Raw genomic sequence first — 19135 nt, 5'->3', positions numbered from 1 at the left:
AGCTCAGAGCATGATGAGAAGGCGTGTCCGAGGCTTGAGTTTCCTGTTCACCGAGCGACTTTGCACATAGACCTCCAGATCGGGATTGTTCCCCGCCTTCACGGACACCGTTCCGTGAATTCCCGTACCGAAGAGAAGGCTGCGCGCCGCGTCACCCGTATAAGCGCGATCGGTGCTCTTCTCGACCACGATGACTTCCTTGTCCGGCTGCACCTGGACCCGGGCGCCCAACTGGTAATAGCAGGCGCCGCGTTCATAGGTCACTCCGGGATGTGAGTTCACGAAGGCGCGGATCTCCGCCTCCTTGTCGACCTTCAGGAGCCGGTACTTGTCGGCGGGAACGGGTTCGAGGTTCGCCCGTATCTCGTCCACCGACAGGTCCTGCCCCACCGCGAACAAGTTCTTCGTGCCGCGCACCCCCTGCTCCCGCCCGCGCAGGAAGCTGGTGGCGGCGGCGCGCACCGTACCGATCGCCTCCTCGACGCCCTTCTGCGAATCCGCGTCCCAGATGGCGATGTTCCCCGCCGGGAACCCGTAGTTCTGGGCGGTCCGCTTGGCCAGGGAGTTCGGCACGAGGATCGCGGAGGTCCAGTGGTCCGGGAGGCCGCCCATCTTCGCCGTGATCCTGTCGAGCCAGGGCCCGAGGATGCTCATGTCGCCGTCATGGCGCCTGTCTCCTCCCGAGGCGTTCTCCTCGCCGTCCGTCACCACGATCTGGAGGAAACTGTGCTCACCGTATTCCTCCCATATGTGTTCCAGGTCGGCCAGGGACTTCAGAGAAGCCTCGATGAGCGCGGTGGCGCCATTCTCGACCTGGTACAACCCCCGCATGGACGGAAGGTGCTTCACATCCATGTCCCAGACCAGGTTCTCCACCCTGTGGTCGAACGAGTAGAGGCTGATCCGGGTCTCATGGCCGAGACTGTCCGACTCCGCCTTCAGACCCGCGACGAACTCGTCCACCACACGCACCAGTTGATTCTGATGCGGACGCATGGAACCCGAACAGTCCACCACCAGCGCGACGTGATTGACCTTGTGCTGGATCCTTTTCGCGGACATGATTCCGCTCCCCCTCCGACGCTCCCCGAGTGATGTTTTCACTCTATGGGGAGGCACTGACAACGCCGTCCGAAGCCGTCGGGAGTGCCGGGCGCGGGCCCCGGTGTGACACTGGGACCGTGACGGACGACAGGGAGCGGCGGCTCGGACAACGCCTGGAACGGGCCATCGTGGAGTTGCTGGAACGCCGCGCGCCGACCTCGTCGATCTGCCCCTCCGACGCCGCGCGGGCGGTGTACCCGGGGGACGACGAGGGCTGGCGCGCGTTGATGGAACCGGCCCGCCGCGCCGCCCGACGGCTGGCCGCGGCCGGTGAGGTCGAGATCACCCGGGCCGGTCGCCCCGTCACGACGTCCGAGTTCCGCGGACCGATCCGTATTCGCCGCCCTCAGTGCGGCCGGGGGTGCTGACCGCGTCCCTCGTGGTAGTCGGCGAGCCTGCTGGGGGAGAGGTCCGTCGGGTCCTCGCCCGCTTCCAGGAGGGTGTCGGCAGGTCCGATGACGAGCGGGTCCGCCTTGCCGACCGCGGTGTCGTCCCGGGGCTCGTAGTCGAACCGCAGCAAGAGGTGGCGCATGGCTTCGAGCCGGCCGCGGCGCTTGTCGTTCGTCTTCACCACGGTCCACGGGGCGTGATCGGTGTCCGTGGAGCGGAACATCTCCACCTTCGCCTTCGTGTACGCGTCCCACAGGTCCAGTGAGGCGACATCCGTCGGTGACAGCTTCCACTGACGTACGGGGTCGACCTGCCGGATCGCGAAGCGTGTGCGCTGCTCGGCGCGGGAGACGGAGAACCAGAACTTGACGAGGACGATGCCGTCGTCGGTGAGCATCCTCTCGAACAGCGGCGCCTGCTGGAGGAACTGTTGGTGCTGGCGCGGCGTGCAGAACCCCATGACGGGTTCGACGCCCGCCCGGTTGTACCAGGAGCGGTCGAAGAAGACGATCTCACCGGCGGCCGGCAGATGCGCCACATAGCGCTGGAAGTACCACTGGGTCGCCTCCCGCTCGGTCGGCTTGTCCAGTGCGACGACGCGGGCGCCGCGCGGGTTGAGGCGCTCGGTGAAGCGCTTGATGGTGCCGCCCTTCCCGGCCGCGTCGCGTCCTTCGCAGAGCACCACGACGCGCTGTCCCTGGTCGCGGATCCACCTCTGGAGCTTGAGCAGCTCGATCTGGAGAAGTCGCTTGCCGCGCTCGTACTCCTTGCGCCCCAGTTTCTCGGTGTACGGATAGTTCTCCCGCCATGTGCGCAGCGGACGGCCGTCCTCGTCGAGGAGGACCGGACGCTCGGGCTGGGAGTCGTCGACCCGCAGCCCGTCGAGGAGATCGTCCTCGTGGTTGCCGCTCAACATGGCCTCCTCATCGGGCAGACGGTGCGATATCCCCATCATTACCCCCTGTCGAAAAAACTGACCCCGTCGTCTTCACCACGGCCGGGATCAGGGCGACCCGTCCCGGACGCCATGGGAGGAGGCAGTGGCCTCGGCCCAGTCGTCCACGGTGCGCACGTCCGCCCACTGCGGGAACAGCCGCTCGGTGAGGACCTGGTGCACCGTGGGGTCGGGGTCCAGACAGCCGTCGGAGAGCACGGTCAGGCCGAAGTCCAGGTCGTTCGCCTGGCACAGGGTGGCCAGGACCACGGCGCTGGTGGCGATGCCGGTGAGGACGAGGCTGTCGATGCCGCGGGCCCGCAGCACCACGTCGAGGTCGCTGCCCGAGAACGCGCTCGCCCGTCTCTTGGTGACCACCACGTCGCCGGGCCGGGGCGCGACCGCGGGGTGGATCTCGGTGCCCGGTGCCCCTTCGACGTAGAGACCGGCGCGTGCGACGGCGGCGAGGGCCCTGTTGCGCGTGCCGACCTCCGGGAAGCCGGGACGCAGCGCGATGACGACGTAGGCGACAAGGACGTCCGCCGCCCTGGCCGCGTCGATCGCATGGCGCAGGCGGGTCAGGTATCCGGGGCCTTCGGCGGAGTCGGGGGCGCCTGCCGTGTCCACGGCGTCGACGACGGCCCGTTGGACGTCCATCACGAGAAGTGCGCTGCCCATGTCGTCTCCGGGGAGGGGGGTCAGTGGTCCTGGACCGCCCCTACCCGTACGGCGGTCGGGCGATGTGTGGAGCGCGGACGGCGGCGCCGGTCGCGTGCGGGACGCCAGGTGGCCACCAGGGCGGCGGCGAGGAGGAGTTCGGCGATGTCGCCGCCGTAGTACATGATCTCGGCGCCCCCTCTGACCTGCGCGGCGGGTGCGTGCACGTCGAGGAGGAAGCCGCCGTAGAGGAGCTGCGAGATCGTGGCGTGCGCGGCGACCGCCACCCCGAGGACGACGAGCCGGGCGGGCACACCCGGCCGGGCCGGGGCGGGGTCGGGGCCCGCGATGACCCAGGCGAACAAGCAGCCGGACAGCAGGAAGTGGACATGCATCAGCCAGTGGAGTACGGGCTGCTCCAGGGTCGCGTTGTACAGCGGGGTGAAGTAGAGGACCGCGAGCGTGCCGGTGCTCAGGATCAGGGCGGTGACCGGGTGCGCGCACACCCGGGCCGGGCGGCTGTGCAGGACGGCGGTCACCGCGCGGGCGCGGGCCGCGGGCAGGGTACGCAGCAGGAGGCTGACCGGGGCGCCGAGCACCAGGGCCAGCGGCGCGTACATGCCGAGCAGCATGTGCTGGGCCATGTGCCCGCGGAAGTCCCCGTGCGCGAAGGGGGCCAGAGGAGGCAGGAGGGCCACGGCGATCAGGGCGCAGCCGGTCAGGAAACTCGCTGTCCTCCGGCGTGCCCAGCCCTGCGCGGGGTTGCGGCGCCGGGCCCGTGCGGCCAGGAGGAGGTAGGCGGCGGCGAGGAGGACGACAGCCGCCGCGGGCAGCAGCGTCTCCCACAGACCGCCGCCCATGCCCGCACCGTGCGTCGGGTGGTGCATGTCATCGGACATGTGGTCGTGCGGGTCCGGATTCATCGGGCGCGTCCACCGGCCCGGTCGGCGGCGACGTCGGAGGTGTCGGGGGCGAGCGGTCGGCCGGTGCGCTGGAGCAGATGGCCGCCGATGATCAGGAGGAGGCCCAGGAGCAGGAAGCCCATGTCCCACCAGACCTGGTGCGGGCCGCTGTGCACGTGGTGGATGCCCAGGATCTGGTGGTCCAGGAGGCCCTCCACGATGTTGAACAGGCCCCAGCCGACGAGGATCCAGCCCCACAGCACCCGGGAGGTCCACACCTGACGGCGGTGGTGGGTGACGCGGGAGTACAGGATGCCGAGGCCCACGATGACCGCGACCCAGCAGACGGCGTGGAAGACGCCGTCCCAGACGGTGTTCATCTCCAGACCGGAGACGGTGTTCGCGGGGTAGTACTTCACGCCGATACGGTCGTGGTCGGTGCTGGTGAGCATGTGGTGCCACTGGAGCAACTGGTGCAGCAGGATGCCGTCCACGAACCCGCCGAGCCCCACCCCCAGCACGATCCCCGGCAGGCGGATGCTCGCGGATGTCGTGCCCGTTCGTGTCTGACCCGTGGTGGCCATCGCGTGTCCCGTCTGGTCTGTCCGTCGGATACGTGAGTTCGAACCACTACGTTTCCCCGCCGCGACCCGGCCTGTCCCGCCCTGCGCGAACGGGCGTCCGTTCGGCCGAACGGCACCGCCGGGCCGTGGTCACGGCGGTCCCGGCTCCGGTTACGACCTGACCGCGGTCGCGGTCGGCCGGGGCCGTGCCCGATGGCGGTGCGGCGGCGCCGCGCGGACCGGCTCGGACCGGCTCAGCCACAGGGACGTGGCGGCCAGGAGGGCGCCGAACACGGCGAGGAGAAGGAGGGACACCCACATCTGCCTGCTGCCGGGAGCCAGCCACCCGGTCCACGCGGCGGACGCCGCCCACAGGACGGTTCCACCCGTGTAGAAGACGCGGATACGGCGCAGCCCTCGCACAGCCGACGCGCGCTCGGAGGGCTCGGTGTTAGCTGTCATGCCGGGCCGTGTACCCGCTAATCGCACGATCACCGAAGTAATTCGGACGGTCCTGAAACCGGCCGCCGGGCAGGCCGGCGCGGCCGGTTCACCGTGGTCAGGCCGCCTTGTTCAGGAGAGCGGCGGGGTGGACGCTGCCGTGGCCGAAGCGCGCGTTGGCACGGTCGACGGCCTGCTCGGCGCGCAGCCGCATCTCGCGGCTGCGGTCGAGACTGATCTGCTCCGCCGCGGCGGAGGCGGCGACCAAATCCTCGGCCCTGACCAGCAGCCCGGCGAGTCGGCCGCGCTGGAGGCCCGCGCGATCCATGAGCCGGTAGGCGGCGGCCCGCAGATCCTCGTCGTGCGCGGAGGACTCGGGCAGCCGCAGGGTCTTGGTCCAGCGGGCTCCGGTGGCGAAGTCGAGTTGCAGGGTGAGGCCGCGGGCCACCTGGTCCCGGGTGCGCAGGGTGGCGGCGAGCCGGACGACGAGGTCCAGGAGCCTGGCCCGTACGGTCGCTCCGTCCATCTCCTGGCGCTCGAAGCGGTGCCGTACGGCCGCCGACATGGGCAGGGACCTCGGTGTCACCGGGCGCGGGTCGATGCCCCGGGCCCGGTCGGAGGCCAGGCGCCCGGCGCGCCCGCCGAGCACCCGCTGGATCGTGGCGGGCGGCAGGGCGGCCAGCATGCCGACGGTGTGGACGCCGTACTCGGTGAGCGCGGCGGCCTGCACCGGACCGATGCCGTGCAGCGCGTCGACGGGCAGCGGGGCGAGGAACCCGGCGACCTCATCGGGCTCGACGGTCACGATGCCGCCGTGCTCGGGCGCCCGCGCGGAGGCGGTGGCGGCCAGCGCCCAGGTCGGGGCCAGCCCGATCCGCAGGTCGACGCCGAGCCGGGCCAGCGAACGCACCCGGGCCCGCTCGCACAGCCGTACCGCAGGGACACCGAAGTAACGGAGCGCGCCGCGCAGCTCCACCAAGGCGGCGCCGGGCGGCAGGGCCTGCACGACGGGCGAGATCTCCGCCAGCAGTTCCAGCACGTCCCGGTAGGCGGGCTCCGCCAGACCTGCCGGTACGCGTACGTGCATCACGGACGCCACCTCATCGGTCTTCGTCATCACAGCACCTCCCGCACCCACATTATCGAACTGGAATTCGAACACGCGAGTTCGGACGCCGGGGGTGCGGGGAGAGAACGGCGCATACCGGACGGCGACTGACTCAGGCAGGGCAGGCCGGTCGGCCCACGGCGTCGCCGACCGAGGCCTCCCCACGCCGCGAGCGACGCGTTCGACGCAACCGCACACGGCTCGGACCCGCTCGGCGGCCGGGGAGGGACGGCCGGCCCCTCATCACGCGGTGGCCGTGGCGGGTGACCCTGGGGGCACGGGGCGCGCGCGAGGAGGTGCCGGGGCGGGACTCCACCGCGCGGCGTCAGGCTGCCCGGCCGTCGGCCCGGGAGTCTGAGCGCCGCGCCGCCGTCGCCCCGCCTTCGCCCTGCCGAGCACCGCTCACGACGGCCCCGCCGACTGGTCGCGCGCCCGGCAGGCGCTGCAACACATGCTGCTCGTGGCCACGGCGCACGGGTTGCGCACGTCCCCGCTCCGCCAGGCCATGGAGTGGCCCGGCCTACGCGAAGGACTGAGTTCGGCAGAGCCCCGGTGGGCGCCGCCGTCCCGGTGACGTCCGGGACGCACCGTGCCGCAGGGGCGAGGGGGCGGGCGTCGTCAGGTTCCCGCCACTTGCGTAGGGGAACGCGGACGTATCGGGACTCCGGCCGGGGCGCGCGCCCGTGCCAGGTGCGCACGGCCCCCGGCATGTGCCAGAAGTCTGTGCGTAGGCCGGGAAGTTGCGGCCAGAAAGGGACTTGAGCCGATTCTGGCAATTGCCATAGCGTGGCAACCCGGACGAGGGGTGACGCCCTCGCGGTGCCCCCCAGCCCCCGGGCCACCGATGCACAGTCGACTGGAATCGCATCGCCGACACACAGCGGTTCCGGTCCTCCATCCGCGCTGCGGCCGATCGGGGCACTCTCCCGCGTGCCCCGGAAGCCCCCGGATGGAGCGGAGGACGGAGCACGCGAAGGGGAGCCGTGCTTCTGTCCTCCTCGGCGGCCCCCGTCGACGTTCGGTTCCGATTACCGGTGGGGGCCGCCTCGAAGCGCCCTGGACCGGAAACATGCGGCGCACTGCCGGCTGCGTGCTCTCGACATCGAGGGGGCTGACATGGCGTGGGCTGTTCCGTACCGGAAGCCGTTGTGGGTGGGCCGCGCCGCACAGCCGCGAACGAAGGTGCGCCGGCGCCTCGCGGCCTGGGCCACGGCGGCGGGCGGCGCGGACGGTCCGCCGCCGATCGAGGTGCGGTGGTTCGCCGGAGTCGCCGTACTGCAACTGACGGGCGACGTGGGCCCGTTCAGCGAACCGAGGATCGCCCGCGTCCTGAGCGAGGTCATCCGGGACGACATCGCCGGGGTCGTGGTGGGGGTGCGGGACACCACCCCTCTCGGGGAGGTCGGACGGAGCCTGGTGGAGCTGGCCCGCATGCTGGCCGCCGAACGGGGCTGTCCCTTTCACCTCGTCGACGCCTCGCGCGCGGTCTCCCCGCCCCCCTGGATCGTCCGGACCGCGGCGCTTGCCGCCGTGCACCTCCCGACCGCGGATCCCGTCCTCATCCCCACGACGGCGCCGGGCGGACGGACGGCTTGCCGGGGCGCTCCCTCGCCTGCGAACGGGCCGGAGCCGCCCGTCGGGGCAGCGCCACAAGCACCGGCCGTGCCACATGCCCGGCGAACCAGTCCCGGGCCAGCTCTGCCGCCGCGGACAACGCTCCCGGCTCCGTGAACGGATGCGAGGCGCCGGGGACCATGGCGAGCCCGCACTCGCCGCGCAGCACATCGGTCGCGCGACGGCCGGTGTCGAGCGCCTCGGGGTCCTGGCCACCGACGATGAAGAGAACGGGGGCGCGCACGCGGGCGAGCTTCGACGGACTCGCCAGCTCGGGGCGGCCACTGCGCGCGACGACGGCGAGGACGTCGCTGCCGGGGACCGACGCCGCCTCCAGGGCAGCCGTGGCCCCAGTCTCGGCGCCGAAGTAGGCGACGGGCAGGGCGACTTCGTGGCGCAGCCAGAGGGAGGCCGCGTGCAGACGCCGGGACAGCAGGGCGATGTCGAGGACGGCGCTGTGCCGTGACTCCTCCTCCTCGGTGAGCAGGTCGAGGAGGAGCGTGCCGATACCGGACCGGTGCAGGGTGGCGGCGATGTACCGGTTGCGGGGACTGTTCCGTCCGCCGTTGCCGGCCAGCGCGAACACCGCGACGGCCGTCGCGGTGTCGGGCACCGCGAGATGGGCCGCAAGACGTGTACCGGCGGCCGGGACGGTGATCGCCCGGCCGGGATGGACCGGATCGAACGCGCCGGACGGCGGTGCCGCGGAGCCGGGCCGCGCGGACTGCCCGAGCAGGGCCAGCACCTCCGCGTCGGAGACCTGCCCGAAGTCGTCGTACCAGGAGCCGACCGAGCCGGGCCCGTGCACGGTTTGCAGACAGTAGAGGTGGTCGACGCCCGGACGCAGCCGCTCGACGACGGAGGCCGGCGCGACGGGCGCCGCCAGGACGATCCCGGCCGCGCCCTGGCTCCGGGCGGCGGCGCAGGCGGCCTCGGCGCCCGCGCCGGTGGACAGTCCGTCGTCCACGATCACGACCGTGCGTCCGGCCATCGGCACGGGGGCCCGGGTCGCGCGGTAGCGGCGCACCTGGCGTTCGAGCTCGGCCCGCTCGGTCTGTTCGACGGCCGTACGGGTCGCGTCGGCGAGCCCCGTCCGCCGGATCACGTCCTCGTCCAGGACGCGGACGCCGCTCTCGCTGATCGCGCCGAACCCCAGCTCCGGCTGGAACGGCACGCCCAGCCCGCGGACGACGAGCACGTTCAGGGGCGCGCCCAGATCCTGCGCCACTTCGTACGCCACCGGCACTCCGCCACGTGACAGACCCAGCACGACCACGTGCCGGCCGCGCAAGAACCTCAGATGCCGGGCGAGTCGCCGCCCGGCCGCCCTGCGGTCGTCGAAACGCACGGCACACCGCCTTCCCCCGGTCCCGCCGCGGAGTCGGCATGACCCCAACGAACGTGCCGCGGCGGGGAGTTGTCTCTTTACTCCCATTGCAGCGGACAGGGCCGACCACCGACAGGAGGCGATCAGCCCTGGCCAGGGGCCGAACGGCCCTGAGTCGGGCAGTACCGGCCCCGGCCGCGGCGACACGTGAGGCGCGTCGGCACGGCCGGGTCGGGCGGGAGCGAGGGGGCCCGAAGGCGACTGGACCGACGGCCTCCGCCTAGGGCGTCACAGCTCCCTGAGCGTGGGTGCCGGGACACCCTCGGGCGCCGTCACCGTCAGGGCGCCGCTGTCCGCGTCCCGTGTCACCCGGTACGCGGCGGCCTGCCGGCCGTGGTGGTCGGGGACGCCCACGGTCACGTCGTGCGCGTCCGGGGTGACGAGCAGGGTGAGGCCGTCGGTCCAGTCGCCGTCCGGCCGCCGCTCGTCCGCCCCGAGCGGGAGCACCGCGCCCGGGCGCACGTACAGCGGCAGGCTGTCGTACCCGTGGGTCTCCTGGCGCCAGGCGGGTCCCTGGACCCGTTCGCCGGTCAGGAGATGGGTCCAGGTGCCTTCCGGCAGGTAGACCTCGACGTGGCCCTCGGCGGAGAACACGGGCGCGACCAGCAGGTCGGGGCCGAGCATGTACTGGCGGTCGAGCGCGCGGGCGGTCGGGTCGCCCGGGAACTCCAGGAGCATCGGCCGCATCAGGGGCACGCCCGTGGAGTGGGCCTCGGCCGCGGCCCCGTACAGGTAGGGCATGAGGCGGTGCTTGAGCTTGGTGAAGGCGCGGGCCACGTCGACCGCCTCCTCGCCGAACTCCCACGGCACCCGGTACGAGCTCGAACCGTGCAGGCGGCTGTGGGAGGAGAGCAGGCCGAAGGCGAGCCAGCGCTTGAAGACGGCCGGGTCGGGGGTGCCCTCGAAGCCGCCGATGTCATGGGACCAGAACCCGAAGCCGGACAGGGACAGGGAGAGCCCGCCGCGCAGCGACTCGGCCATGGCACCGAACGAGGACCAGCAGTCGCCGCCCCAGTGCACGGGGAACTGCTGCCCGCCCGCGGTCGCCGACCGGGCGAACAGGACGGCTTCGCCGACGGCGCGCTCCTTCTCCAGGAGCTCGAAGACGACCTGGTTGTACAGGTGCGTGTAGTAGTTGTGCATGCGCTCCGGGTCGGAGCCGTCGTGCCAGACGACATCGGTGGGGATGCGCTCGCCGAAGTCGGTCTTGAAGCAGTCCACGCCCTGGTCGAGGAGGACCTTCAGCTTGCCCTGGAACCAGTCGCAGGCCTCGGGGTTGGTGAAGTCGACGAGCCCCATGCCCGCCTGCCACAGGTCCCACTGCCAGATGTCGCCGTCGGCCTTCCTCACGAGGTACCCGTGCGCCGCGGCCTCGTCGAACAGGGCCGACTTCTGGGCGATGTAGGGGTTGATCCAGAGGGAGATCCGCAGGCCGCGCTCCTTGAGGCGGGCCAGCATGCCGGCCGGGTCGGGGAAGACGTCCGGGTCCCAGGTGAAGTCCGACCACTGGTACTCGCGCATCCAGAAGCAGTCGAAGTGGAAGACGCTCAGCGGGATGTCGCGCTCGGCCATGCCGTCGACGAACGACGTGACCGTCTCCTCGTCGTACTGCGTGGTGAACGAGGTGGTCAGCCACAGGCCGAACGACCAGGCGGGCGGCAGCGCCGGGCGGCCGGTGAGTGCGGTGTAGCGGCGCAGCACGTCCTTCGGGGTCGGACCCGCGACGACGTAGTACTCCAGCGACTGGTCCTCGACGCTGAACTGCATCTGGCCGACCGCTTCGGAGCCGATCTCGTAGCTGACCCTGCCGGGGTGGTTGACGAAGACCCCGTACGCGCCGGTGGGGGAGAGGTGAAGGCTGAAGGGGACGTTCTTGTAGGCCTGCTCGCTGCTGGTGCCTCCGTCGGCCTGCCACATGTCGACGACCTGGCCGTTCCTGGCGAACGGGGTGAAGCGCTCGCCGAGGCCGTAGACCTGTTCACCGACGCCGAGCCGCAGTTGCGTGGCCATGTGGTGGGCGCCGTCGCCGGTGGTGAAGAAGGCCGTGCCCTTGCGGCCCGCCTGGGTCACCTCGCGCCCGTCCGCGTCCCGGAAGGACAGCGTCCAGGGCGCGGCGGTGTCCAGGCGCACCGTCAGGGGGCCGCTCGTCAGCTCGACGAGGTCGCCCTCGCGCCGCACCTGGGCGGCGGAGGTGTCCGCCGCGCCGGTGAGCGCGAAGTGGGGGCCGGTCTGCCGGGCGCCCGCCAGGTGGGTCGTGCGGACGCCGATCACTCCCTCGGCGGGGGAGAAGCATTCGGTGGTCAGCAGGGGCGAGTTGAGGGTGTCGCCGCGACGCTCGACGCGCTTGACGGCGGCGTACGCGGTGAAGCGGCCGACGCCCGTACGGACGTCGCGGACCTCGGTGGCGTACGAGGCCTCGACCCCGTCGCGCATCAGCCAGAAGCCGTCGGTGAACTTCATGATCTTCCCTGGGAGCAGAGGTGGTTCAGGTGAGCGGGGCGGACGGGCAGGCTGCCGACGTCATTTGATCGCACGTAAAACAAAAGAGCAAGCGATGCGGAGCGAAATTGTCGAAGCGCTTCGACACTGTTGTCGCCTGGTCACGGTGGGTTGAAGCCCCGAGATCTGGTCCGGAAGGTCTAGCGCTTCGACGCGCCATGGCGTATTAGTCAAGGAAGAAAACAAACGCTCGGTGGACGCCGGGTCGTCGCGCATCAGCAAAGGGCCGCACCATGTCCGTTCGCTTCACTCCCACCCCTGACGGCAGGTTCACCTTCGGTCCGTGGACCGTCGGCCCATGGGGGTTCGGCGTCGGCTGACGCCCGGCGCGTTCGCGCGGCAGTCCCCACGGCACGGGTCGGAGCCGTACCGGGACACGCGAACCTCCCCGGCGGGACACCGGAGTCCCCGCCGGGCCGGCCATCCCTCCCAGGCAAGGGCAATCACCACCGTGACAGCAGTACCTCCACCGGACGCGGCGCGGCGCACCAGGCGCCGCCGCCCCGGCCGACGAGCCGTAGTCCCGCTCACCGTCGTCTCCGTGTTCGTCGCCACCGCCGCGCTCGCCGGCTGCGGCGCCCAGCGGGACGACGACGTGTACACCGTCCTCAACTCCTCGACCGACGACTCCTACCACGGGTGGGACGCCGCCACGCTCGCCCGGTGCAGCAAGCGGCTCGGCATCGACATCGAGCAGCAGAGCGTGCCCGCGGCGCAGGTCATGACCAAGTCACTGCGCATGGCGTCGTCGAAGTCGCTCCCGGACGTCATCCAGTTCGACGCCTCCGAGATGCCGACCTTCGCCGAGGCGGGCGGCCTGGTCGACCTGCGCACCCTCGGCCTGTCCACGAAGGACATCCCCAAGGGCATCGTCGACTTCGGCTCGTACAAAGGGACGTACTACGGTGCCGCGCGCACGGTGAACACCCTCGCCCTCTTCTACAACAAGGACATCCTCGACAAGGCCGGGCTCCAGGTGCCCACCACGTGGGCCGAGATGCGGGAGACGGCGAAGAAGCTCACCAAGGGCAAGCAGTACGGCGTCGCTCTGAGCGCGGGCGGCGCCGAGGACGGTGTCTTCCAGTTCACCCCCTTCATGTGGTCCAACGGCGGCGACGAGACGAACCTCGCCACGCCCCAGGTGGCCCAGGCACTCGACTACTGGAAGGGCCTCCTCAAGGACGGCTCGCTGTCCAAGTCGACGGTCAACTGGACCCAGGCCGACGTCAACGACCAGTTCATGGCGGGCAACGCGGCCATGATGATCAACGGTCCCTGGCAGGTCGAGACCCTCAACACCAAGAAGAACCTGCACTGGGAGATCGCCCAGATCCCTGTCCCGAAGGCGGGTGACAAGTCGGTCGGCCCGCTCGGCGGCGCCGTGCTGACCGTGCCGAAGACCGGTGACAGCGCGCGCGAGAAGACCGCCGCGAAGATCATCGACTGCATGGCGAGCGAGAAGGAGCAGATCTCCTACGCCCGCAACTCCTGGATGGTCCCGGCCAACGAGAAGGCCGCCGCGACCTGGCGCAAGGACGTGCCCGAACTCGACGCGCTGGCCGACCAGGTGGCGACCGCCCGCTCCCGCACCGCGAAGGTCGGGGCGCGCTGGTCGTCGGTGTCGCTGGCCCTCCAGAGCGCCTTCCAGTCGGCGCTCACCGGCCAGTCGAGCGAGGCAGCGCTGAAGAAGGCGCAGATTCGCGCCACGAGCGGGAACTGAGGGGACACAACGACATGTCGACCACCACGGCTTCCGCCACCCCCACCCGCCCGGCGCCCGCCGCCACCGTGCAGCAGCGCGACCCGCGGCGCCGCCGCAGGCTCTCCCAGTGGGGCTTCATCGCCCCCGCCGTCGTCTTCATGCTGCTGTTCTTCGGCTACCCGCTCGTCCGCAACGTCGTGATGAGCTTCCAGGACTTCTCACCCTCCACGTTCTTCGACGGCGAGTCCCCCTTCAACGGCACCGACAACTGGAGCAAGGTCTTCCAGGACGACCTCTTCGGCAAGGCGCTGTGGCACACCATCGTCTTCACGATCGGCTCCTTGATCGGCCAGTTCGGCATCGGCCTCGCGCTCGCCGTCTTCTTCACGAAGCGCTTCCCGCTCAACGGCGTCCTGCGCTCGCTGATCCTGCTGCCCTGGCTGGTCCCGATGGTCGTCTCCGGCATCGTCTGGCGCCGCATCCTCGACCAGGACACCGGTGTCCTCAACTCCTTCTTCGACACCCTCGGCCTCGGCGGCCACACCCCGTGGCTGACCAGCCCCGGCATGGCCCTGTTCTCCGTGATCATGGTGAACATCTGGATCGGCATCCCGTTCAACATGGTGATCCTCTACGGCGGGCTCCAGGAGATCCCCAAGGAGCTGTACGAGGCCGCGTCCCTGGACGGCGCCTCCGCCTGGCGCACCTTCCGTTCCGTCACGCTGCCGCTGCTCAAGCCCGTGATCACGGTCGTCCTCGTGCTCGGCTTCATGTCGACGGTGAAGATCCTCGACCTGATCCTCGCCCTGACCGACGGCGGCCCCGCCGACTCCACCCAGACGCTCGGCACCCTCACCTACCAGAACTCCTTCGTCCAGCTCGACTTCGGCGCCGGCGCCGTCGTCGGCAACATCCTTATCCTGATCTCCGCCGTCTTCGCGGTGTTCTACCTGCGGGCCAACCGCTCCGAGGGGAAGTGACCGGCATGGCGACCGTCTCTGTCACCACCAGGCCCAAGCGCCGCTGGGGCGCCACCGTCGCCGGTGTGGTCATCCTGGGCGTGATGCTGTTCCCGCTGTACTGGATGATCAACACGGCGCTGCAACCCGAGTCGGGGCTGCTCGAAGTCTCGCCCGTACCGCACTCGCTGGACCTGTCCGGCTTCTCCTCCGCCGTCCGCGAGCAGGGCGGCCACCTGCTGACCTCGTTCGCCGTCGCGCTCGGCGCCGTCGTCATCTGCCTCGCGATCGCCGCGCCCGCCGCGTACGGACTCGCCCAGTTCCGGCTGCGCGCCGCCCGCACCATCGTCTTCGGCACCCTCATCACGCAGATGGTGCCGGGCATCGTCATCGCCAACGCCCTCTACAGCGCGTACGTCGATCTCGGCCTGGTCAACTCCTACTTCGGGCTGATGCTCGCCGACGCCTCGCTCGGCATCCCCTTCGCCATCGTCCTGATGCGCTCGTTCATGCTGGCCATCCCCAAGGAGGTCATCGAGGCCGCCGAGGTCGACGGCGCGGGCAAGCTGCGCACGTTCGTCCAGGTCGTCCTGCCGATGAGCCGCAACTCCCTGATCACGGCGGGCCTGTTCTCCTTCCTGTACGCGTGGAGCGACTTCATGTTCGCCCTCACGCTCAACACCACCGACGACGTCAAGCCCGTCACCCTCGGCATCTACCAGTACATCGGCGCCCACGTCGGCGACTGGGGCTCGGTCATGGCCGCGTCCGTCCTGTCGGCGATCCCGGCGGCCGTGCTGCTCGTCCTCGCCCAGAAGTACATCGCCGCCGGCATCACCGGTGGATCCGTCAAGTAAGGCTGACCATGAGCGATCCGCACCCCTTCCCCGTGTTCCCCGAAGGCTTCGTGTTCGGCGCGGCCACCGCCTCGTACCAGATCGAGGGCGCCGTCACCGAGGACGGCCGCGGCCCCTCCATCTGGGACACCTACAGCCACACCCCGGGCCGCACCGACGGCGGCGACACCGGCGACGTGGCCTGCGACCACTACCACCGCTACCCCGAGGACGTGGCACTGCTGCGCGACCTCGGCGTGGACTCCTACCGCTTCTCCCTCGCCTGGCCCCGCATCCAGCCCACGGGGGAGGGGCCCGTCAACCGCAAGGGCCTCGACTTCTACTCCCGGCTGGTCGACGAACTCCTTGAGGCGGGCATCGAGCCCGCCGCCACCCTCTACCACTGGGACCTGCCGCAGGCCCTGGAGGACAAGGGCGGCTGGCGGGTCCGCGAGACCGCCGAGCGGTTCGGCGAGTACACGGCCGTCGTCGCCGAACACCTCGCCGACCGCGTACCGCGCTGGATCACCCTCAACGAGCCCTGGTGCAGCGCCTTCCTCGGCTACTCCGTGGGCCGCCACGCCCCCGGAGCGCAGGAAGGCACCGGCGCCCTCGCCGCCGCCCACCACCTGCTCGTCGGACACGGCCTGGCGATGAAGGCTCTGCGGGCGGCCGGGGTGCGCGAGGCGGGCATCACCCTCAACCTCGACCGCAACGTCCCCGCCACCGACTCGGCCGCCGACCGCGCCGCAGTGCTGCGCGCCGACACCCAGCACAACCTCGTGTGGACCGAACCGATCCTCGCCGGCCGCTACCCGGACTCCGACGAGGACACCTGGGGCGAACTGATCACACACCAGGACTTCCGCCGCGACGGCGACCTCGAACTGATCGCCCAGCCCCTGGACTTCCTCGGCATCAACTACTACCGGCCCATCGTCGTCGCCGACGCCCCCCACCGCGAGCCCGACCCGGCGGCGCGCGTCGCCACCGACAACCGGTACACGGAGGTGAGCTACCCGGACGTACGGCACACGGCCATGAACTGGCCGGTCGTCCCCGAGTCCTTCACCGACCTGCTCACCGACCTGAAAGCCCGCTACGGCGACGCGCTGCCCCCCGTCCACATCACCGAGAACGGCTCCGCGGAGCACGACGAGGTCGCCGAGGACGGCGCCGTGCACGACACCGACCGCGTCGCCTACCTGCACGGTCACCTCACGGCGCTCCGCGCGGCCATGGACAAGGGCGTCGACGTACGCGGCTACTACGTGTGGTCGCTCCTGGACAACTTCGAATGGGCGCTGGGCTACGCCAAGCGCTTCGGCATCGTCCGCGTCGACTACACCACCCAGCGGCGCACACCCAAGGACAGCTACCACTGGTACCGGAAGCTGATCGCGGCGCACCGAAGCTGAGAGCCCGCCCCCGGCACCCGCGCCGCGGCCCGGAGCGCGCGACGGGCACGTCAGCCCGTCACGCGCTCCGCGTACGCCGCCGGGTCCGCCAGCACCTCACGCACCCCGCGGGCCGCCGCGCCGCGCGCCGCGTCCCCCGACGAGGACGAGGCCCGAAGGCGTCCGTTGCCGGGCGTCCACAGCCCCGACACCACCCGCGCCGTCAGCTCCCGGTCCGCGGCGGGCGCCAGCCACGGCATGAGCCCCCGCAAGACGCCGCCCAGCATCACCGCGTCCGGGTCGATCAGGTTCACGGCGCCCGACAGGACCTGCCCCAGGCGCCGCCCCGCCCCTTCGAGGGCGGCCAGCGCCGCCGGGTCGCCCGCGCGGGCCCGGCGCTCCAGCTCCGCGACGCCCGCCGCGCCCGCCGCCTCGTCGAGCCCCGCCGTGCGCAGCAGCGCCGCCTGCCCCGCGTACTGCTCCAGACAGCCGCGCGCCCCGCAACGGCACTCGGGCCCGGCCGGGTCGACCACCACATGCCCGATCTCCCCGGCGAACCCGTGCGCGCCGCGCAGCAGCCGCCCGTTCAGGACCAGCGCGCCGCCGATCCCGACCTCACCGGTCAGGTAGAGGAAACTGCTCACCCGCGGCCCACCGGCGCCCCCCGCGCACCCGCCGAACCACAGCTCGGCCATGGCCGCCAGATTCGCCTCGTTGTCCGCGCTGACCGGCAGGGCGCGCTGCGCGGGCCGCAGCGCGGTCAACGCCTGTGCGAACAGCCCCTCGACGGCCACCCGGTTCCAGCCGAGGTTCGGTGCCTGCCGCACGGCGCCGCCGGAGACCAGGCCGGGCAGCGCCAGCTCGGCCGAGACCGGGCGCAGCTCCTGCTCGGCCGCCGACTCGATGGCACGCGCCGCCATCCGCGCCGCCTGCGCGAGCACGACGGCGGGCGCGACGCCCCGGTTGTCCATCCGCTCCACGAGACGTACGCGGCCGGTGCCCGCCAGGTCGACCACGCACACCGTGATGTAGTCGATGTTGATCTCGACCCCGAGCCCGGCGGGCCCGCTGCGCGCCACCTTCAGCACCGTGCCGGGGCGCCCCGCCTGCCCGCTGAAGGTCTTGCCCCACTCGGTGAGGAAGCCGTCGGTCAGAAGCTGGTCCACGAGCGAGGAGACCGCGGCCCGGGTCAGCCCGACCCGCGAGGCCACCCCCGCCCGGGTCGCCTCGCCCTCGTCGTGGACGGTGGTCAGAACGAGGCTGAGATTGTGCCGACGTACGGTCGCCTTGTCTGCCTTGGGCGGGGTCCCGGACGGATTGGTGCTGTTCATCGTGGTCATGAGCCTAGGCGACGAGGTGGCAGGCCACGGTTCACGGTCCATGGCGTACAGTCACCCCGGCCCGATCCCAGGGAGAGCCATGACGAGCACCACCGGTACGTCCGACCTGTCCGTACGACCCGCGGACGCACCCCCCTTCGCGGCGGCGGAACGCAAGCAGCGCATGCGCCGCCGCCTGGAGAGACTCATCGGCATCGCCGCCACCGAGGGCAACGCCCTGCTCGCCCTGCGCAACGGCGACGAGATCTTCGCCGCGATGCTCGACAGCATCCGGGGCGCCGAGCACACCGTCGACATGATGACGTTCGTGTACTGGCGCGGGGACATAGCCCGCGAGTTCGCCGAGGCCCTGGCGGACCGGGCCCGCGCCGGCGTACGCGTACGGCTGCTCCTGGACGGCTTCGGCAGCCGGCTCATCGAGCAGGACCTCCTGAAGCTCATGCACGAGGCGGGCGCCGAGGTCGCCTGGTTCCGCAGACCCCGTTCGCTCTCCCCGCTCAAGCAGAACCACCGCTGCCACCGCAAGGTGCTCGTCGTCGACGAGCGGACCGCCTTCACCGGCGGGGTCGGGATCGCCGAGGAGTGGTGCGGGGACGCGCGCGACGAGAACGAGTGGCGCGACACCCACGTCCAGGTCCGCGGTCCCGCCGTGGACGGCATCGCCGCCGCCTTCGCCCAGAACTGGGCCGAGTGCCACGACACCCTCTTCGACGACCGGGACCGGTTCACCGCCCATGAGCCCGGCGGCGACGCGGTGGTCCAAGTGGTCCGCGGCTCCGCCAGTTTCGGCTGGCAGGACATGCAGACACTGCTCCGCGTCGTCATCGAGTCGGCGCAGGAACGCTTCCGCCTCGCCACCGCCTACTTCGCCCCGGACGCCTTCTTCGTCGAGCTGCTGTGTGCGGCGGCGCGGCGCGGTGTCGAGGTGGAGATCCTGCTGCCCGGCCCGCACACCGACAAGCGTGTCTGCCAGCTCGCCGGCCAGAACTTCTACGAGGACCTCCTCGCCTGCGGCGTGCGGATCTTCCAGTACCAGCCGACGATGCTGCACGCCAAGGTCATCACCGTCGACCGGGTCGCCGCGCTGGTCGGCTCGACCAACTTCAACCGCCGTTCCCTGGAGCACGACGAGGAGGTCATGCTCGCCGTCCTGGACGAGGGCTTCACGGCCACCCTCGACCAGCACTTCGACGACGATCTCCGGGTCAGCGAGCGGATGGAGGCGGAGCGCTGGCGGCGCCGCCCGCCCGTCCAGCGGCTGCGGGAACTGGCCGTGGTCCCCATCCGCCGCTTCCTGTAGGC

At 71.3% G+C, this 19135-nt stretch carries 16 protein-coding genes; 6 read left to right on the top strand and 10 right to left on the bottom strand.

Annotated elements, in window-relative coordinates:
• Window positions 1-3: 3 nt before the first annotated feature.
• Window positions 4-1062: a VWA domain-containing protein gene (locus tag ACIRF8_RS18485; RefSeq protein WP_404216105.1), complete on the bottom strand. Its 1059-nt coding sequence runs from the start codon at window positions 1060-1062 to the stop codon at window positions 4-6.
• A 119-nt stretch (window positions 1063-1181) separates the two neighbouring features.
• Between ACIRF8_RS18485 and ACIRF8_RS18480 the strand changes: the two genes are divergently transcribed.
• On the top strand, window positions 1182-1472 hold the full coding sequence (locus ACIRF8_RS18480) for a DUF3253 domain-containing protein (RefSeq protein ID WP_404216103.1): 291 nt from the start codon (window positions 1182-1184) through the stop codon (window positions 1470-1472).
• On the opposite strand, the gene ppk2 is transcribed toward ACIRF8_RS18480, so the two are convergent.
• The 8 genes from ppk2 to yicI all read right to left on the bottom strand — a co-directional run bounded on the left by ppk2 (window position 1451) and on the right by yicI (window position 11560).
• Entirely contained in the window at window positions 1451-2410 is a 960-nt protein-coding gene (gene ppk2, locus ACIRF8_RS18475; RefSeq protein WP_404216101.1) for a polyphosphate kinase 2, read from the bottom strand. The genes ACIRF8_RS18480 and ppk2 overlap by 22 nt on opposite strands.
• A gap of 87 nt (window positions 2411-2497) precedes the next feature.
• Window positions 2498-3106 (bottom strand): cysteine hydrolase family protein, encoded by a 609-nt coding sequence (locus ACIRF8_RS18470; RefSeq protein ID WP_404216099.1) that lies wholly within the window; start codon window positions 3104-3106, stop codon window positions 2498-2500.
• 20 nt (window positions 3107-3126) lie between these two features.
• Window positions 3127-3984 carry a cytochrome c oxidase assembly protein gene (locus ACIRF8_RS18465; protein ID WP_404216936.1) on the bottom strand — a complete coding sequence of 286 codons (858 nt, stop codon included), beginning with the start codon at window positions 3982-3984 and terminating at the stop codon, window positions 3127-3129.
• Between the two features lie 20 nt (window positions 3985-4004).
• Window positions 4005-4571, bottom strand: a complete 567-nt coding sequence (locus tag ACIRF8_RS18460) for a DUF2243 domain-containing protein (protein ID WP_404216097.1) — start codon at window positions 4569-4571, stop codon at window positions 4005-4007.
• A gap of 150 nt (window positions 4572-4721) precedes the next feature.
• The gene (locus ACIRF8_RS18455) at window positions 4722-5012 is read right to left on the bottom strand and encodes a hypothetical protein (RefSeq protein WP_404216095.1); all 291 of its coding nucleotides are present in this window, start codon (window positions 5010-5012) and stop codon (window positions 4722-4724) included.
• Window positions 5013-5109: 97 nt separating this feature from the next.
• Window positions 5110-6108 carry a hypothetical protein gene (locus ACIRF8_RS18450; RefSeq protein WP_404216093.1) on the bottom strand — a complete coding sequence of 333 codons (999 nt, stop codon included), beginning with the start codon at window positions 6106-6108 and terminating at the stop codon, window positions 5110-5112.
• Between the two features lie 1549 nt (window positions 6109-7657).
• The gene (locus tag ACIRF8_RS18445; protein WP_404216091.1) at window positions 7658-9061 is read right to left on the bottom strand and encodes a phosphoribosyltransferase family protein; all 1404 of its coding nucleotides are present in this window, start codon (window positions 9059-9061) and stop codon (window positions 7658-7660) included.
• 267 nt (window positions 9062-9328) lie between these two features.
• The gene (yicI, locus tag ACIRF8_RS18440; protein ID WP_404216089.1) at window positions 9329-11560 is read right to left on the bottom strand and encodes an alpha-xylosidase; all 2232 of its coding nucleotides are present in this window, start codon (window positions 11558-11560) and stop codon (window positions 9329-9331) included.
• A 490-nt stretch (window positions 11561-12050) separates the two neighbouring features.
• Here yicI and ACIRF8_RS18435 point away from each other — a divergent pair, with 490 nt between their 5' ends.
• From ACIRF8_RS18435 to ACIRF8_RS18420, 4 genes are read left to right on the top strand one after another with little or no spacing between them, the layout of a single operon-like run.
• Entirely contained in the window at window positions 12051-13319 is a 1269-nt protein-coding gene (locus tag ACIRF8_RS18435) for an ABC transporter substrate-binding protein (protein WP_404216087.1), read from the top strand.
• 14 nt (window positions 13320-13333) lie between these two features.
• Window positions 13334-14281 carry a carbohydrate ABC transporter permease gene (locus tag ACIRF8_RS18430; RefSeq protein WP_404216085.1) on the top strand — a complete coding sequence of 316 codons (948 nt, stop codon included), beginning with the start codon at window positions 13334-13336 and terminating at the stop codon, window positions 14279-14281.
• 5 nt (window positions 14282-14286) lie between these two features.
• Complete coding sequence (locus ACIRF8_RS18425; protein ID WP_404216083.1) at window positions 14287-15117, top strand: carbohydrate ABC transporter permease; 831 nt, start codon at window positions 14287-14289, stop codon at window positions 15115-15117.
• A gap of 8 nt (window positions 15118-15125) precedes the next feature.
• Window positions 15126-16514, top strand: coding sequence for a GH1 family beta-glucosidase (locus tag ACIRF8_RS18420; protein WP_404216082.1), 1389 nt, complete (start codon window positions 15126-15128; stop codon window positions 16512-16514).
• Between the two features lie 50 nt (window positions 16515-16564).
• On the opposite strand, the gene ACIRF8_RS18415 is transcribed toward ACIRF8_RS18420, so the two are convergent.
• Entirely contained in the window at window positions 16565-17824 is a 1260-nt protein-coding gene (locus tag ACIRF8_RS18415; RefSeq protein ID WP_404216935.1) for an ROK family protein, read from the bottom strand.
• Window positions 17825-17996: 172 nt separating this feature from the next.
• Between ACIRF8_RS18415 and ACIRF8_RS18410 the strand changes: the two genes are divergently transcribed.
• Window positions 17997-19133 (top strand): phosphatidylserine/phosphatidylglycerophosphate/cardiolipin synthase family protein, encoded by a 1137-nt coding sequence (locus ACIRF8_RS18410; RefSeq protein WP_404216934.1) that lies wholly within the window; start codon window positions 17997-17999, stop codon window positions 19131-19133.
• Window positions 19134-19135 lie beyond the last annotated feature (2 nt).

This window comes from Streptomyces sp. NPDC102406, assembly GCF_044765725.1.
GTDB lineage: Bacteria > Actinomycetota > Actinomycetes > Streptomycetales > Streptomycetaceae > Streptomyces.
The sequence above is the reverse complement of the archived record's forward strand: the minus strand, read 5'-3'. Positions and strand labels throughout refer to the sequence as shown.

Bases quoted from the DNA above. Each gene is read 5' to 3' on its own strand.
- ACIRF8_RS18430 (WP_404216085.1), top strand. From the start codon at position 13,334: ATGTCGACCACCACGGCTTCCGCCACCCCCACCCGCCCGGCGCCCGCC.
- ACIRF8_RS18460 (WP_404216097.1), bottom strand. From the start codon at position 4,571: ATGGCCACCACGGGTCAGACACGAACGGGCACGACATCCGCGAGCATC.
- ppk2 (WP_404216101.1), bottom strand. From the start codon at position 2,410: ATGTTGAGCGGCAACCACGAGGACGATCTCCTCGACGGGCTGCGGGTC.
- ACIRF8_RS18420 (WP_404216082.1), top strand. From the start codon at position 15,126: ATGAGCGATCCGCACCCCTTCCCCGTGTTCCCCGAAGGCTTCGTGTTC.
- ACIRF8_RS18465 (WP_404216936.1), bottom strand. From the start codon at position 3,984: ATGTCCGATGACATGCACCACCCGACGCACGGTGCGGGCATGGGCGGC.
- ACIRF8_RS18425 (WP_404216083.1), top strand. From the start codon at position 14,287: ATGGCGACCGTCTCTGTCACCACCAGGCCCAAGCGCCGCTGGGGCGCC.
- ACIRF8_RS18450 (WP_404216093.1), bottom strand. From the start codon at position 6,108: ATGACGAAGACCGATGAGGTGGCGTCCGTGATGCACGTACGCGTACCG.
- ACIRF8_RS18470 (WP_404216099.1), bottom strand. From the start codon at position 3,106: ATGGGCAGCGCACTTCTCGTGATGGACGTCCAACGGGCCGTCGTCGAC.
- ACIRF8_RS18410 (WP_404216934.1), top strand. From the start codon at position 17,997: ATGCGCCGCCGCCTGGAGAGACTCATCGGCATCGCCGCCACCGAGGGC.
- ACIRF8_RS18485 (WP_404216105.1), bottom strand. From the start codon at position 1,062: ATGTCCGCGAAAAGGATCCAGCACAAGGTCAATCACGTCGCGCTGGTG.
- ACIRF8_RS18455 (WP_404216095.1), bottom strand. From the start codon at position 5,012: ATGACAGCTAACACCGAGCCCTCCGAGCGCGCGTCGGCTGTGCGAGGG.
- yicI (WP_404216089.1), bottom strand. From the start codon at position 11,560: ATGAAGTTCACCGACGGCTTCTGGCTGATGCGCGACGGGGTCGAGGCC.
- ACIRF8_RS18415 (WP_404216935.1), bottom strand. From the start codon at position 17,824: ATGAACAGCACCAATCCGTCCGGGACCCCGCCCAAGGCAGACAAGGCG.